Origin of the sequence: Stenotrophomonas forensis, assembly GCF_028752115.1 — a bacterium.
Lineage (GTDB): Bacteria > Pseudomonadota > Gammaproteobacteria > Xanthomonadales > Xanthomonadaceae > Stenotrophomonas > Stenotrophomonas forensis.
Map to the genome: position 1 here is coordinate 1479469 of NZ_CP082270.1, position 13205 is coordinate 1492673.

11 protein-coding genes are annotated in these 13205 nt (G+C 67.2%); 3 read left to right on the top strand and 8 right to left on the bottom strand.

Features of this window, described 5'->3' with window-relative positions; all coding sequences use genetic code 11:
- Positions 1-19 precede the first annotated feature (19 nt).
- Positions 20-922 (bottom strand): peptidylprolyl isomerase, encoded by a 903-nt coding sequence (locus tag K5L94_RS06950; RefSeq protein WP_180878255.1) that lies wholly within the window; start codon positions 920-922, stop codon positions 20-22.
- A gap of 135 nt (positions 923-1057) precedes the next feature.
- Here K5L94_RS06950 and K5L94_RS06955 point away from each other — a divergent pair, with 135 nt between their 5' ends.
- Positions 1058-1423, top strand: coding sequence for a PadR family transcriptional regulator (locus K5L94_RS06955; RefSeq protein WP_049458153.1), 366 nt, complete (start codon positions 1058-1060; stop codon positions 1421-1423).
- Positions 1420-2409, top strand: coding sequence for a sensor domain-containing protein (locus K5L94_RS06960; RefSeq protein WP_274512348.1), 990 nt, complete (start codon positions 1420-1422; stop codon positions 2407-2409). Before K5L94_RS06955 ends, K5L94_RS06960 begins: the two co-directional genes overlap by 4 nt.
- A 200-nt stretch (positions 2410-2609) precedes the next feature.
- Here K5L94_RS06960 and K5L94_RS06965 read toward each other — a convergent pair whose 3' ends face one another.
- Positions 2610-3917: a polyhydroxyalkanoate depolymerase gene (locus tag K5L94_RS06965; protein WP_274512349.1), complete on the bottom strand. Its 1308-nt coding sequence runs from the start codon at positions 3915-3917 to the stop codon at positions 2610-2612.
- Positions 3918-4010: 93 nt separating this feature from the next.
- Positions 4011-4601, bottom strand: coding sequence for a class I SAM-dependent DNA methyltransferase (locus tag K5L94_RS06970; protein ID WP_053449203.1), 591 nt, complete (start codon positions 4599-4601; stop codon positions 4011-4013).
- Between the two features lie 149 nt (positions 4602-4750).
- Here K5L94_RS06970 and K5L94_RS06975 point away from each other — a divergent pair, with 149 nt between their 5' ends.
- Complete coding sequence (locus tag K5L94_RS06975; RefSeq protein ID WP_274512350.1) at positions 4751-5206, top strand: CopD family protein; 456 nt, start codon at positions 4751-4753, stop codon at positions 5204-5206.
- A gap of 325 nt (positions 5207-5531) precedes the next feature.
- Here the strand turns inward: K5L94_RS06975 and K5L94_RS06980 are convergent, their stop codons facing one another.
- The 5 genes from K5L94_RS06980 to lpxA all read right to left on the bottom strand — a co-directional run bounded on the left by K5L94_RS06980 (position 5532) and on the right by lpxA (position 13198).
- Positions 5532-6491 carry an acetyl-CoA carboxylase carboxyltransferase subunit alpha gene (locus tag K5L94_RS06980; protein ID WP_274512351.1) on the bottom strand — a complete coding sequence of 320 codons (960 nt, stop codon included), beginning with the start codon at positions 6489-6491 and terminating at the stop codon, positions 5532-5534.
- A gap of 133 nt (positions 6492-6624) precedes the next feature.
- On the bottom strand, positions 6625-10215 hold the full coding sequence (gene dnaE / locus K5L94_RS06985) for a DNA polymerase III subunit alpha (RefSeq protein WP_180878258.1): 3591 nt from the start codon (positions 10213-10215) through the stop codon (positions 6625-6627).
- 270 nt (positions 10216-10485) lie between these two features.
- Positions 10486-11154 (bottom strand): ribonuclease HII, encoded by a 669-nt coding sequence (locus tag K5L94_RS06990; protein ID WP_274512352.1) that lies wholly within the window; start codon positions 11152-11154, stop codon positions 10486-10488.
- The gene (gene lpxB / locus K5L94_RS06995; protein ID WP_271260752.1) at positions 11151-12353 is read right to left on the bottom strand and encodes a lipid-A-disaccharide synthase; all 1203 of its coding nucleotides are present in this window, start codon (positions 12351-12353) and stop codon (positions 11151-11153) included. Before lpxB ends, K5L94_RS06990 begins: the two co-directional genes overlap by 4 nt.
- Before the next feature lie 53 nt (positions 12354-12406).
- Positions 12407-13198 carry an acyl-ACP--UDP-N-acetylglucosamine O-acyltransferase gene (lpxA, locus tag K5L94_RS07000; protein WP_053449208.1) on the bottom strand — a complete coding sequence of 264 codons (792 nt, stop codon included), beginning with the start codon at positions 13196-13198 and terminating at the stop codon, positions 12407-12409.
- Between the last annotated feature and the right edge of the window lie 7 nt (positions 13199-13205).

Below are 13205 nucleotides of genomic sequence, written 5' to 3' on the forward strand. Positions count from 1 at the left end.
CGCAGAACCTGCGACGGCGTTACTTCACCGGCACCGGAATATTGCAAAGATCGATATGCCCCGCCGGGCGCTTGTAGAAATCATCCACGCGATTGCGTCGCGCCTCCACCGTTTCGGCGAAGGTCTTCGAATCGGTACGCAGCACCTGGATCGGCGTGCGCTCGGCCACCGGCACGTCACTGGCACGGCGGATCGACACGATCGGCGTACGCAGCTTCGGGTCGGTGTAGAAACCCATCGGTGCCGGTCCGCGCGGGGTCGCGCTGAGCAGCTCCATGCCCTTCAGCACGCGGCCGACCAGGGTGATGTTGCGGTCCAGCTGGCGCGGCGACTGCCCGGTCACCACGTACAGTTCGGCGCCGATGCTGCTGTCTTCCTCGTTGCTGCGGCCGGCGCCGAGCATGCCGTAGCAGTGCGCCAGCCAGGCCTTGCCGGCCTGCGGATCCTGGCCGACCGGGAAGCCGTCAACGAAGCCGGTCTGCGCCGCCCAGCCATCGCGGTCTGGCAACACACTCACCTTCAGGCCGGCGCTGGCGCGTTCGAATTCGGCCGGCAGCTTGCGTGCGGCGCTGCCGAACGGCTTGGCCTTGGCCGCGTCATCGGCGTCGGCATCGCCGAACTGCACCACGAAGTTGTCCTGCGAACGGTAGATGCTGGTGCCGTCCCAGAAGTGCTCGTGGGCGAAAGTCTGGATGTTGGCGACATGGCGCGGGGCGAACTGCGGCGCCAGTTCGATGATCACCCGGCCAGCCGGCAGGTCCATGTAGAGCAGGTTGGCCGGGTCCGGCGTGCGCCAGTCGCTGGCTGCCGACGCGTCGAGGATCTGCTGCGGGCTGCGGTAGGGCGTGGCCGCGCTGGCCAGGGTGGGCAGCAGGCAGGCCAGGGCGAGGGCGGTCAGGGCAAGGCGACGACGGTGCGGCATGGGAACCCCGGAAATGAACGAGGCTTCGATTCTGCGCGAGCGTCCCGGCCACGCCAACCGGCACGATGACTAACGACACATTCGCTATACCGAACTTCGCACTACTGTTGACTTCAACGTAGTGGAGGGCCGGTCATGGTCGAAGACGATGTCCACCTGAAGAAGTTCCAGAAGGAGCTGAGCGCTGGAACCGTGTCGCTGGCCCTGCTGGCGGTGCTCGCCCGGGCCGGGCAGCCGCTGTACGGCTACCTCATTGCCAAGGAGTTGGAGCGGGTGGGCGAGGGCGTGCTGAGCGGCAAGCAGAGCGCGCTGTACCCGGTGCTGCGCAACCTGGAAGGGGCCGGCCTGCTGGAAAGTCATGTCGAGCCGTCCAGCAGCGGGCCGCCGCGGCGCTACTACCGCATCAATGAACGTGGCCGCGAGGTGCTGGCGCAATGGCGCCAGGCCTGGCAGGCCACCCGCGATTCCGTCGATTCCGTGTTGGAGGGGGTACCGCAATGAACGACCCGAGCCTGGCAGGCCGTGCCCTGCCGACCACCATTCCGCAGTACCTGGCGCAGCTGCGCTCGGCGCTTGAAGGCGCTGATCCCGCCATGGTGCAGGACGCCCTGTACGACGCCGAGGAATACCTGCGTTCGGAGCTGGCGGCGCAGCCCGGCCGCAGCGAGGCCGAGGTGATCGCCGACGTCGCCGGCAGCTATGGCGCGCCGGACGAAGTGGCCGAGATCTACCGCGAGACCGAAGTGACGGTGAACCGCGCGCTGCGCACGCCGCGTGCGGATACCTCGCCGGTGCTGCGTGCGGCAGCCGAGGCCAGTGGCGTCGAGCCGGCCGCACCGCCGCCGGCGCCGGTTCAGCGCTCGCTGCTGGCGCGCTTCTTCGGCGTGGTGGCGGATCCGCATACCTACGGCGCGCTGTTCTACATGCTGCTGTCGCTGGCCACCGGCATCTTCTTCTTCACCTGGGTGGTGACCGGCCTGTCGCTGTCGCTGGGCCTGCTGATCCTGATCATCGGTATTCCGCTGACCGTGCTGTTCTTCGGCTCGGTGCGCGGGCTGGCATTGCTGGAAGGGCGGCTGGTGGAAGCACTGCTGGGCGAACGCATGCCGCGCCGACCGCGCTACACCGACCGCAGCCGCACCTGGCTGCAGCGTATCGGCGACATGTTCACCGATGGCCGCACCTGGCTGACCCTGCTGTATTTCGTGCTGATGCTGCCGCTGGGCATCATCTACTTCACCATCGCGGTGACGCTGCTGTCGTTGTCGCTGGGCATGATCTGGGCACCGGTGGCGGCGATCTTCAGCGGCGACATCCCGGGCATCTATGTTGACGGCGTGAATGTGCTGCCGATGGCGGCCTCGCCGCTGGTAGCGATCGTGGTTGCCGCCGTGGGTGCGCTGCTGCTGCTGCTGACCCTGCACCTGGCGCGCGGCATCGGCAAGCTGCACGGGCTGATCGCCAAGAACCTGCTGGTGCGGCTGTAACCGCGAATCCACGCTTGGGTGCGTGCCAACCTCGGTTGGCACGCTCCATCAGCTATCGAAATGCCTGACGGGCTCGGCTTTGGCAGGTGCCAACCTCGGTTGGCACGCTCCATCAGATGCCGGGATTGACGGTAGAGCGCCAACCAAGGTTGGCATCTACCAAGTCGTACCGACCAAGGTCGGCACCCACCATGGGCGAGTTACCCCGCCTTGCGGCGCAGTGGGGTCACGTTGCTCTTCTTCTTCGTGGCCTTCGCCGCCGGTGCCTCGGCATGCGCGGCGAAGAAGTCGCGCACCTTCGGGTACACCACTTCGCGCCAGCGGCGGCCGCTGAAGATGCCGTAGTGACCGGCACCTTCGACGATGAAATGCTCGCGGCGGTCTGCACTGATGCCGGTGCACAGTGCCTGCGCCGCTTCGGTCTGGCCGAGGCCGGCGATGTCGTCCAGCTCGCCCTCGATGCTCAGCAGCGCGGTATCGCCGATGGCCGACGGATCGACCTTCTCGCCATTGACCACCCACTCGCCACGCGGCAGCAGGAAGTCCTGGAACACCACGCGGATGGTGTCCAGGTAGTACTTGGCCGGCATGTCCAGCACCGCGTTGTACTCGTCATAGAAACGACGGTGCGCGTCGGCGTCTTCCAGGTCGCCCTTGACCAGGTCGGTGTAGAAATCCCAGTGCGAGCTGAAATGGCGGCTGGGGTTCATCGACAGGAAGCCGGCATGCTGCAGGAAGCCCGGATACACGCGGCGACCGGCGCCGGGGTAGCTGGGCGGCACGGTGTGGATGACGTTGTTCTCGAACCACGACAGCGGGTTCTGCGTGGCCAGGTTGTTCACTGCAGTCGGGCTGCAGCGCGCATCGATCGGGCCGCCCATCATCACCAGCGTGCGCGGCGTCGGTTCGCCACGGCTGGCCATCAGCGAAACCGCGGCCAGCACCGGCACGGTCGGCTGGCACACGCTCACCACGTGCAGGCGCTCAACGCCAAGGTGGCGGATGAATTCCTGGATGTAGGCGATGTAGTCGTCCAGGCCGAACTCACCTTCGCTGGACGGCACCATGCGCGCATCCACCCAGTCGGTGACGTACACGCGGTGGTCGCGCAGCAGGGTGCGCACGGTATCGCGCAGCAGGGTGGCGTGGTGGCCGGACAGCGGCGCGACCACCAGCACGAACGGCTGGTTGAGCATGGTGTGCAGCTGGTCGGCTTCATTGCTGTGGCGCTTGAAGCGCAGCAGCTTGCAGAACGGCTTGCTCACTTCCTCGTGCACCACGATCGGCACGCGCTCGCCATCGACGTCGATTTCGTTGATGCCCCACTCGGGCTTCTCGTAATCCTTGCCGATGCGATGGAACAACTCGTTGACCGCGGCCAGGCGATCAGCACCCGGCATCTGCGACCACCAGTGGCCCGGGTTGGCGAAGAATTTGGCGTTGGCCTGGGCCTGGTGCACCCAGGGGGCGAGCAGGTTGCGGGTCAGTTCGTGCAGTTGATAGAGCATGACGACCGAATATGTATGGTCATATGTTGCCGCGCAGCATATCCCATCCGGGTGTCCCGCAGGTTAAGTTGGCTGAAAATAATGAATCCGGATTCACATCCGTTCCAGCGCGGCGGCATCGCCTGCCAGGGCGGGGCCGAGCCAGCAGTGCGACCCGACCGGCTGCAGGCCGTGCCGGGCCATCGCGCGGCGGTACCAGCGTGCCGGGCGGGCCTGGAAACCGTCGTGGTCGCCCTCGAATGCGTCCTCGGCGGCGAAGGTCTCCAGGAAGGCCACGCCGCCGGTCAGCTCGGCCACGCCGGCCAGGCCGGCGCGCAGCTCGCGGTCGGGCACGTAGTGCATCACGTCCGAGCAGACCAGCAGGTCGACCGGGGCACAGGGCCGCAGCCAGGCGAAATCGCCGAAGCTGGCCAGGTGCAGGTTGCGGGTCCTGCCGTAGCGGCGCACAGCGTACTCGCTGCTGTCGAAGCCGAGGTATTCGACCTTCGGACGCAGCTTCAGCAGCGGCGCACGCCAGGCGCCTTCGCCGCAGCCGATATCCAGCACGCTGCGGATCGGTCGCTCCAGGTAGTACTCGGCACTGGCCACGGCCAACGCGACCTTGCGCGCCAGGCGGGCGCTACCGCCGATGTCGGCGCGGCGGTACCAGCGCTGGAAGTAGGCGGCGTCGTAGGTCTTGTCCATGGGGCGGTGCATGATCGGGGAAAACGGCGCCTATCGTACGGTGTTGCGGCGCGCCATGCGTCGATGTGTCGCGGCGTGCGGGCCTGCAGCGGCTTCGCCACGGCATGCGAGAATGACCGCCCATCTACGCCAGCCGCCGGAGCAAGCGCATGCAGAGCTACTACTGGGTGAAGACCTTCCACATCGTGTTCGTGGTGGCGTGGATGGCGACGGTGTTCTACCTGCCGCGCATCCTGGTCAACCTGGCCGAGACCGCAGGCCAGCCGGCGGTGACCGAGCGCCTGCAGCTGATGGGCCTGCGCCTGTACCGCTTCGGCCATTCGATGTTCGGTCTGGCCTTCCTGCTGGGCCTGGTGCTGTGGCTGGGCTACAAGGTCATCCCGGGTTTCCCGACCATGGTGGCGCCGGGCGGCGCTGGCTGGCTGCATGCCAAGCTGGGGCTGGTCGTGGTGCTGCTGGCGTATTTCATCTGGATCGGGCGGCTGCTGAAGGGCGTGGCCAAGGGCAGGGCGCTGCCGTCGTCGCGCGCGCTGCGCTGGATCAACGAGATCCCGCTGCTGGCGTTCATTCCGATCGTGTGGCTGGTGCTGGCCAAGCCGTTCTGAGATCCCGCGTGCTCGAACATGTCACTTTCTTGCTCGTGCAAGAAAGTAACCAAAGAACACGCCGCCGAACGCGAGCCGGTGCTGCGCACCGGTTCCCTGCGCTTCTCGGTGAATCAGGGGACGGCGCCGAACTCGCTGCGCTCAGACACCGGCGCCTCTTCGCCCCTGATTCCCCTGCGATGCTCGGCTCACTCATGGCGGACCCGAACGTCAACGGCCGCAGCTGCACCCAGTAGATTCACGCCATGCTTAGGTGCTGTGCGAGGTACAGACAAAAAAAGCCGGGCATCTGCCCGGCTCTTTTTTATCCGACGTCAGGTAGCGATCACGCGGCCTCGTACGTGCCGTAGCTGCGCAGGCGGGTGTAGCGCTGTTCCAGCAGTTGTTCGGTGGGCAGCTTTTCCAGCGCGTCCAGTTCGTTCAGCAGCACGGCCTTCAGGCGCTTGGCCATCTGCATCGGGTTGCGGTGGGCGCCACCGGTCGGCTCGCGCACGACCTTGTCGACCAGGCCCAGGCCCTTCAGGCGCGGGGCGGTCAGGCCCAGCTGCTCGGCCGCGTCCTTTGCCTTGCCGGCGTCCTTCCACAGGATCGAGGCGCAGCCTTCCGGGGTGATGGTCGAGTACACCGAGTACTCCAGCATCACGGTGCGGTCGCCCACGCCCAGCGCCAGCGCACCGCCGGAGCCGCCTTCACCGATCACGGTGCAGATGATCGGCACCTTCAGTTCAGCCATCTCGATCAGGTTGCGTGCGATCGCTTCGGACTGGCCGCGCGATTCGGCGTCGATGCCCGGCCAGGCGCCGGCGGTGTCGATCAGGGTCAGCACCGGCAGGCCGAAGCGTTCGGCCATCTTCATCAGGCGCAGCGCCTTGCGGTAACCCTCCGGCTTGGGCATGCCGAAGTTGCGCTTGATCTTTTCCTTGGTGTCGCGGCCCTTCTGGTGGCCGATCACCATCACCGCGCGGCCGTTGATGCGGGCCAGGCCGCCCATGATGGCCTTGTCGTCGGCGAAGGCGCGATCACCGGCCAGTTCCTGGAACTCATCGCAGATGATGCGGATGTAGTCGGCGGTATACGGGCGCGACGGGTGGCGGGCCAGCTGCAGCACCTGCCACGAGGTCAGGTTGCGGAAGATCTGCGCGGTGCGCATGCGCAGCTTGTCCTGCAGCGCGTGCACTTCGGCCTCGACATTGACCGCCGGCCCGGCACTGGCGTTGCGCAGTTCCTGGATCTTGGCTTCCAGGTCGGCGATGGGTTGCTCGAAGTCGAGGTAGTTCGGATTCATCGGAAGCCGTCGTGTAAAGAAGAGGGGAATTCTAGCCGAATGCGTGCAAACCGCCCGTACGCCCTCGTCTGGAAGGCGACGGTAGCGCAGCCGGGCAGGGGGCGCCAGTCAGCCCGGGGCGCGGGCCACAGCCTCAGCTGGCCCACGGCGGGCTGTAGCGCACCTTCAGCGTGCGCACGGCGGGATCGGCGCGCAGCGCCTCCATCAGCTTGGAATCGATGCGCACCGCGCTCTGCCCGGAGACATCAAGCATGCCGGCCACGCCGCCCTGCGGGCCCTTCAGCAGCAGGTCCAGGCGCAGCGGGGTGCGCCCCGGGCGATGGCGGTCGAGCAGGGCATCGATGCGCTCCCACACCGGGCGCTGCTGGCGCAGGTCCAGGCGCAGCGACAGCCGGGTGGCGTAGTTGGCGCAGACTTCATCGAAATCCCAGACCTGGCGGATGCGCAGCGCGAAGCCGCCGTTGAACTCGTCCTCGCGCAGGCCGCCCTTGACCACCAGGATGCGGTCCTTGGTCATCAGGTGGCCGAACTCGGCCATCGCGTCGGAGAACGCGCTGCACTCGACGCGGCCGCGACCGTCCTCGAGCTGGATGAAGATCTGGCTTTCGCCCTTGCGGCGCACGCCGACCACCTGGCCGGCCAGCACCGTCTGCACTTCCGGGCGCCAGCGCTTCTCGCCACCGCCGCCACCGCCGCTGTTGGCGCTCCAGATCTTCTCCACCGAACCCAGGTCGTTGCCGACCAGGTCACGCACATCGTCGCGCCACGGATCAAACGGGTGGCCGCTGAGGTAGAAGCCCAGCGTGTCGCGCTCGCCGTTCAGGCGCTGCAGCAACGGCCATTCATCGGCCTGGGGCAGGTCCAGCTGGATCGTGGTTGCACTCGGGTCGGGGCCGCCAAACAGCGAGTTCTGGCCGGACGCGCGCTCGCGTGCCATCTGGTCGGTGGCCTTGATCACCTCCGGCAGCTGCAGCATCAGCGAGGCGCGGTTGTGGCCGAGCTCGTCCAGCGCGCCGCAGTTGATCATCGCTTCCAGCGTGCGCCGGTTGAGCTTGGCCGAGCCGACACGGGTGCAGAAGTCGAGCAGGTCCTTGTACTGGCCGCCCTTCAGGCGTTCGTCGACCACGGCTTCGCAGGCACCCTGGCCAACGCCCTTGATCGCGCCCAGGCCGTACTGGATGGTGTCCGGCGTCACCGCTTCGAACATGAAGGCCGACTGGTTCACCTTCGGCGGCAGCACGGTCAGGCCGAGGTTGCGCACCTCGTCGAGGAAGCCCACCACCTTGTCGGTGTTGTCCAGGTCCGAGGACAGCGTGGCCGCCATGAACTCGGCCGGGTAATGGCGCTTCAGCCATGCGGTCTGGTAGCTGACCAGCGCGTAGGCGGCGGCGTGCGACTTGTTGAAACCGTAGCCGGCGAACTTCTCCATCAGGTCGAAGATCGCATCGGCCTTGGCCTCGTCCACGCCGTCCTTGGCCGCGCCTTCGCGGAAGATCTCGCGGTGCTTGGCCATTTCCGCCGGCACCTTCTTGCCCATCGCGCGGCGCAGCAGGTCGGCGCCGCCCAGCGAGTAGCCGCCGACGATCTGCGCCATCTGCATCACCTGCTCCTGGTACACCATGATGCCGTAGGTGTCCTTCAGGATCGCTTCGGTACGCGGATCGGGATAGATGATTTCTTCCTGGCCGTGCTTACGCGCGTTGAAGGAAGGAATCAGGTCCATCGGGCCGGGGCGGTACAGCGACACCAGCGCAATCAGGTCTTCGAAACGGTCGGGGCGCGCGTCCTTCAGCAGGCGGCGCATGCCCGAGGATTCGAACTGGAACACCGCGCCGGTATTGCCGTTGGCGAAGATGTCCTTGTAGGTGGGCGTGTCGTCCAGCGGGATCGCGGCGATGTCCACCGGCGGGATGCCGGCGCGCTCATGGCGCTTGTTGATCGCCTTCACCGCCCAGTCGATGATGGTCAGCGTGCGCAGGCCGAGGAAGTCGAACTTCACCAGGCCCACTTCTTCCACGTCGTTCTTGTCGAACTGGGTGACCGGATTCTTGCCGAGCCCGTTCTCGTCATGTTCGGCGTACAGCGGGCAGAACTCGCTCAGCGGCTCCGGCCCGATCACCACGCCACCGGCGTGCTTGCCGGCGTTGCGGGTCAGGTCTTCCAGCTGCAGCGCCAGGTCGATCAGGTCGCGGACATCGTCCTCGGTCTCGTAGCGCTGGATCAGTTCGGCCGAGGCCATTTCCGAGCTGGGGCCTTCCTTGCCCTTGCCCAGCGCATCCTTCAGGTGGATGCCGAGGATGTTCGGAATCAGCTTGGAAACGCCGTCGACCAGGCCGTACGGGAAGCCAAGCACGCGGCCGGAGTCGCGCACCACCGCCTTGGCGGCCATGGTGCCGTAGGTGATGATCTGGCTGACGCGCTCGCGCCCGTACTTGCGTGCGACGTAGTCGATCACCTCGTCGCGGCGATCCATGCAGAAGTCGATGTCGAAGTCGGGCATCGACACGCGTTCCGGGTTCAGGAAGCGCTCGAACAGCAGGTTGTACGGCAGCGGGTCCAGGTCGGTGATCTTCAGCGCCCACGCCACCAGCGAACCGGCACCCGAACCACGGCCGGGGCCGATCGGAATGCCCTGGTTCTTGCCCCACTGGATGAAGTCGGCCACGATCAGGAAGTAGCCCGGGAAGCCCATCTTGATGATGGTGTTGAGTTCGAACTCCAGGCGCTCGAAGTACTCCTCGCGGGTCTTGCCCGGCGCCAGCGGATTCTTCTCCAGGCGCTCTTCCAGGCCATCGCGCGACATCTTCTGGATCCAGGTGTCCAGGGTCTCGTCGTCCGGCACCGGGTAGTTGGGCAGGAAGTAGGTGCCCAGCCGCATCTCGATGTTGCAGCGCTCGGCCAGCGCCAGCGTGTTGTCGATCGCATCGGGGATGTCGGCGAACAGCGCACACATCTCCTCGGCCGACTTCAGGTACTGCTGGTCGCTGTACTCGCGCGGACGCTTGGGGTCGTCCAGCACGCGGCCGGTGGAAATGCACACGCGTGCTTCGTGCGCGCTGAAATCCGACGGCGACAGGAAGCGCACATCGTTGCTGGCCACCACCGGCAGGCCGCGCTGGCCGGCGGCCATCAGCGCGAACTGGTTGAAGGTTTCCTCGCCTTCGCGGCCGGTACGGGTCAGTTCCAGGTGCAGGCCATCGCCGAACACGCGCTGCCAGTCGGCCAGCTGCTGTTCGGCCAGCTCATGCTTGCCGTCCAGCGCCAGCCGCCCGGCCAGGCTCTGCCGCCCGGCCAGCGCGAACAGGTTGGCGTTGCCGGCCTTCAGCCAGTCCGGGTGCACGGCCACGCCGCCTTCCGGGCGATGACCTTCCATCCAGGCGCGGGTCAGCAGCCGCGACAGGCTCAGGTAGCCCTCGCGGTCGCGGCACAGCAGGGTCATCCGCCACGGGTCCTGGCCTTCCTCGGCGATCAGCACGTCGGCGCCGGCGATCGGCTTGATGCCCACGCCTTCAGCGGCCTTGTAGAACTTGACCAGGGCGAACAGGTTGTTGAGGTCGGTCACGGCCAGCGCGGGCAGCCCGAGCTCGACCGAGCGTGACAGCAGATTGGCCTGCTTGGCTTTCTTCGGGTCCGCCTGGTCCGGCTTGGCCGGCACACGGATGGTCGAGTCCGCCAGCGAGAACTCGGTGTGGACGTGGAGATGTACGAAGCGGGAGTTGGACATGCCGGACCAGGTTGGAGCGCGCGGGCCCCGGGTGCCGACGGGGAAATCGTCGCCGGGGTCGGGAAGCGCTGGAGTGCCCGGTCAGGGTAGCGAGGGCAGGGGGTGCCGACAAGCTCTTGACGGCACGCGATATCGCATTCGCGCTATCGCTTCGCAGGGTCCGCAGGCGAACCGTGGGCCCGGTCCCACCATGCTTCCCGACCCCCTCGCGCCGTGGGCGCGTCCCCATGACCCGGGGGGACTATTCCCCAGCGGGATTGCAGCAGCCGTTCAGGTGGTCGCGAGGGTGGCCGCCCCTTGCGGCGCTTCCAGGCATTCGCGCACCGGGGCGAAGCTGCGGCGGTGTTCCACGCAGGGGCCGTGTTCACGCAGGGCGGCCAGGTGGGCCGGGGTGCCATAGCCCTTGTGCTGCTCGAAGCCGTACTGCGGGTGACGAGCGTGCACGTCCTGCATGTAGCGATCGCGCGAGACCTTGGCCAGGATCGACGCGGCCATGATTGCGCGGTCGATGCCATCGCCGCCGACCAGGGCCTGCGCAGGCAGCACCAGCCCCTTCGGAACCACGTTACCATCGATGCGGGCGAAGCCGGCCACATGGGCCACGGCGGCGACCACCTCGCGCATGCCCTGCAGGGTGGCCTGGTAGATGTTCAGGCGGTCGATGGTGTCCACGTCGACCAGCACCACATGCCAGGCCAGGGCCCGTTCGATGATGCGGTCATGCAGCTGCTCGCGGCGCGCGGCGGCGAGCTGCTTGGAATCATCCAGGCCGTTGATGCGTGGCCTTGCCGGGTCGAACACCACCGCGGCAACGGCCACCGGCCCGGCCAGCGGGCCGCGCCCGGCCTCGTCAACGCCTGCGATCAGGCGCTCCGGCTCGACCACGGCCGTGCCATCGAACAAGGCCAGGCTCGCCGCCGCGGCGTGGCGCCGGCTCATGCCTTGGCCTGGTCGCGCATCAGCAGTTCGCCAACCGCATCGGCGGCACGTGCCGAGGCGTTGCGGCGCAGGCGTTCATGCAGGCGGGCATAGATGCCCTGCAGGTCGGCCGTGCGCTGCGGATGGTCGAACCACTGCTGGATGGCCGCCGCCAGCTTGTCCGGCGTGCAGTCGTGCTGCATCAGTTCCGGGGCCAGATCCTGGCCGGCCAGGATGTTGGGCAGCGCGAAACGGTCGACCTTGATCAGGCCCAGCGCCTTGACCAGGCGGTAGGTCAGCTCGTTGACGCGGTAGCCGACCACCATCGGGCGCTTGACCAGCATCGCTTCCAGCGTGGCGGTGCCCGAGGCCAGCACGACGACGTCGGCGGCGATCATCGCGTTGCGCGCCTGCCCGTCGAGTACATGCGAATAGGCCACCGGCAGCGCCGAGCGCGAGAGCTGTTCTTCGATCAGCTGCCTGCACGCCGGATTGGCGGCAGGCACCACCACATGCAGGCCGGGAATGCGTTCGGAGACCTGCCAGGCGGCTTCGAAGAACGGTTCGCCCAGGCGCGAGATCTCACCCAGGCGGCTGCCCGGCAGCACCGCCAGCACCTTGGCCGAGGTCGGCAGGCCAAGCGCGGCGCGTGCCTCCTCGCGGTTGCCCTGCAGCGGAATGTCGTCGGCCATCGGATGGCCGACAAAACGCGCATCGATGCCGTGCCTGGCGTAGATCGGTGGTTCCATCGGGAACAGGCACAGCACCAGGTCGGCGCTGTTGCCGATCTTTTCGGCGCGCTTCTCGCGCCAGGCCCAGACCGAGGGGCTGACGTAGTGCACGGTGCGCACGCCACGCTGCTTGAGCCAGCGCTCGATGCCAAGGTTGAAGTCGGGGGCGTCGATGCCGATGAACACATCCGGCTGCCATTCCAGTGCACGCTGCCGGAACGCCGAGCGCAGCTTCAGCAGTCGTGGCAGGTGGCGCAGTACTTCGGTCAGCCCCATCACCGCCAGTTCGCTGGCGTCATGCCAGGTCTGGCAGCCGGCGCTGCGCATCGCATCGCCGCCGATGCCGGCGAATTCGGCGTTCGGAAAGCGTGCTTTCAGTTCACGCACCAGCCCCGCACCCAGCAGATCGCCGGACGCTTCACCGGCCACCAGTGCGATCCGCAACGGGCGCTCGCTGAGCACCCGTTGCGCAGGGACGCTGCCGGCCATCGAGGCCAGCGGAATCACAGCGGCGCCGGCCGGCGCCTGGCCGGTCGTGCTGCTCATCGCAGCAAGGGCCTCTCGGCGTGCTCGATGAAGTCCAGCATCGCCTTCACGTCATCGCTGGCACGCGCCTGTTCGGTCAGCTGCACCTTGGCCTCGGCCAGCGGCAGGCCTGCCACGTACAGGGTGCGGTAGGCACGCTTGATGGCCGAGATGCGCTCGGCATCGAAACCGCGGCGCTTCAGGCCCTCGCTGTTGATGCCGCGCGGGCGGCCCAGCGAATCGGTGCCGACCATGGTGAACGGCGGAACGTCGCCATTGGTCAGCGCGCCCATGCCGAGGAAGGCGTGCGCGCCGATGCGGCAGAACTGGTGGGCACCGGCGAAGCCGCTGATGATCACGTAATCCCCCACGATGACGTGGCCGGCCAGGGTGGTGTTGTTGGAAAACACGCAGAAGTTGCCGACATGGCAGTCGTGCGCCACGTGCGTGTAGGCCAGCATCCAGTTGTCATCGCCGATGGTGGTGATGCCGCCGCCGCCGCCGGTGCCGCGGTTGACGGTGACGAATTCGCGGAACACGTTGCGGTCGCCGATCACCAACTCGCTGCGCTCACCGGCGAACTTCTTGTCCTGCGGCTCGCCACCGATCGCCGCGTGGCCGATGAAGCGGTTGTCGCGGCCGATCCGGGTCGGGCCATGGATGCTGCAATGGGGGCCGACCACCGTGCCGGCGCCGATTTCCACATCGGCACCGATCAGGCTGAAGGCGCCCACCTGCACATCGTCGGCCAGGCGTGCGGCCGGGTCGATGACGGCGGTCGGGTGGATCCGGGGTGCGTTGTCAGTCATTCCTGCC

Bases quoted from the DNA above. Each gene is read 5' to 3' on its own strand.
- dnaE (WP_180878258.1), bottom strand. From the start codon at position 10,215: ATGTCCAACTCCCGCTTCGTACATCTCCACGTCCACACCGAGTTCTCG.
- K5L94_RS06950 (WP_180878255.1), bottom strand. From the start codon at position 922: ATGCCGCACCGTCGTCGCCTTGCCCTGACCGCCCTCGCCCTGGCCTGC.
- K5L94_RS06990 (WP_274512352.1), bottom strand. From the start codon at position 11,154: ATGAGCCGGCGCCACGCCGCGGCGGCGAGCCTGGCCTTGTTCGATGGC.
- K5L94_RS06955 (WP_049458153.1), top strand. From the start codon at position 1,058: ATGGTCGAAGACGATGTCCACCTGAAGAAGTTCCAGAAGGAGCTGAGC.
- K5L94_RS06975 (WP_274512350.1), top strand. From the start codon at position 4,751: ATGCAGAGCTACTACTGGGTGAAGACCTTCCACATCGTGTTCGTGGTG.
- K5L94_RS06965 (WP_274512349.1), bottom strand. From the start codon at position 3,917: ATGCTCTATCAACTGCACGAACTGACCCGCAACCTGCTCGCCCCCTGG.
- K5L94_RS06970 (WP_053449203.1), bottom strand. From the start codon at position 4,601: ATGGACAAGACCTACGACGCCGCCTACTTCCAGCGCTGGTACCGCCGC.
- lpxB (WP_271260752.1), bottom strand. From the start codon at position 12,353: ATGGCCGGCAGCGTCCCTGCGCAACGGGTGCTCAGCGAGCGCCCGTTG.
- K5L94_RS06980 (WP_274512351.1), bottom strand. From the start codon at position 6,491: ATGAATCCGAACTACCTCGACTTCGAGCAACCCATCGCCGACCTGGAA.
- lpxA (WP_053449208.1), bottom strand. From the start codon at position 13,198: ATGACTGACAACGCACCCCGGATCCACCCGACCGCCGTCATCGACCCG.
- K5L94_RS06960 (WP_274512348.1), top strand. From the start codon at position 1,420: ATGAACGACCCGAGCCTGGCAGGCCGTGCCCTGCCGACCACCATTCCG.